The organism is Streptomyces capparidis (assembly GCF_054782095.1).
The window spans coordinates 1-603 of sequence record NZ_BAAGTD010000140.1; the positions used below are offsets into that span (position 1 = coordinate 1).

Consider the following 603-nt stretch of genomic DNA (forward strand, 5'->3'; position numbering starts at 1 on the left):
CTGTACATGACCGCCACACCCCGCGTCTGGCAGGACCGCCCGCCGTCGTGGCAGGTGCGGGAAGGATCCCGGGACCCGCTGCCGGAGGAACTGGCCGCCTCGATGGACGACGAGGCCATCTTCGGGCCCCGCGTGTACGAGATGTCGCTCGCGCAAGGAATCTCTCTCGGGCTGCTCGCGCGGTATCAGATCATCGTTGTGGAGTTGGAGGATCCGGAAATCACTCCGGAAATTCTGCGCAGCGAGGAAGGGAAGGAAGAGCGCGTCCGGGGTTTGCGGATGGGTGCGCTCCAGGCGGCGATCCTGCGCACGGCCGTGGAACACCGGTTGCAGACGATGATCACCTTCCACCACCGGGTGATCGAGGCTCAGGCGTTCTCCGAGGGCCTGGTCGGCGTGGCGAAGCGCCTGCACGCCGCCCACCCGGACCGGTACCCGGCCAAGGTGTGGGCGGGCTGGCTGAAGGGCGACCACGAAACCGACAAGCGCCGGGGAGTGCTGGGCGAGTTCGCCACCCGCGCCGGGATCGCCGTCCTCTCGAATTGCCGGGTACTGGGCGAGGGGGTCGACATCCGGGCGGTGGACTCCGTCGCCCTGATCGAC

Annotated in this window: 1 pseudogene; it reads left to right on the top strand. The window is 68.3% G+C overall.

Features of this window, described 5'->3' with window-relative positions:
* Positions 1-102: 102 nt before the first annotated feature.
* Positions 103-603: pseudogene (locus ACYVO2_RS37300) on the top strand (helicase); the annotation flags it as partial.